Annotated in this window: 1 rRNA gene; it reads left to right on the plus strand. The window is 51.5% G+C overall.

From position 1 onward, the window contains the following. Positions 1–18: 18 nt before the first annotated feature. Positions 19–561, plus strand: a 23S ribosomal RNA gene (locus tag LGM42_RS32975); the annotation flags it as partial.

The raw sequence follows: 561 nt of genomic DNA on the forward strand, positions 1-561 counted from the left end.
GAGACAGACTCGTTATAGGGTCAAGCGAACAAGTGCATGTGGTGGATGCCTTGGCGATCACAGGCGATGAAGGACGCGGTAGCCTGCGAAAAGCTACGGGGAGCTGGCAAACGAGCTTTGATCCGTAGATGTCCGAATGGGGAAACCCACTCCTTATGGAGTATCCATGGCTGAATACATAGGCCATGCGAAGCGAACGCGGTGAACTGAAACATCTAAGTAACCGCAGGAAAAGAAATCAACCGAGATTCCCAAAGTAGTGGCGAGCGAAATGGGATGAGCCTTGCACTCTTTATTTGTATTGTTAGCCGAACGCTCTGGAAAGTGCGGCCATAGCAGGTGATAGCCCTGTAGGCGAAAACAGTATGAAAGAACTAGGTGTGCGACAAGTAGGGCGGGACACGTGAAATCCTGTCTGAAGATGGGGGGACCATCCTCCAAGGCTAAATACTCGTGATCGACCGATAGTGAACCAGTACCGTGAGGGAAAGGCGAAAAGAACCCCGGGAGGGGAGTGAAATAGATCCTGAAACCGCATGCATACAAACAGTCGGAGCCTCG

Source organism: Burkholderia sp. AU39826 (assembly GCF_020419965.1).
GTDB lineage: Bacteria > Pseudomonadota > Gammaproteobacteria > Burkholderiales > Burkholderiaceae > Burkholderia > Burkholderia semiarida.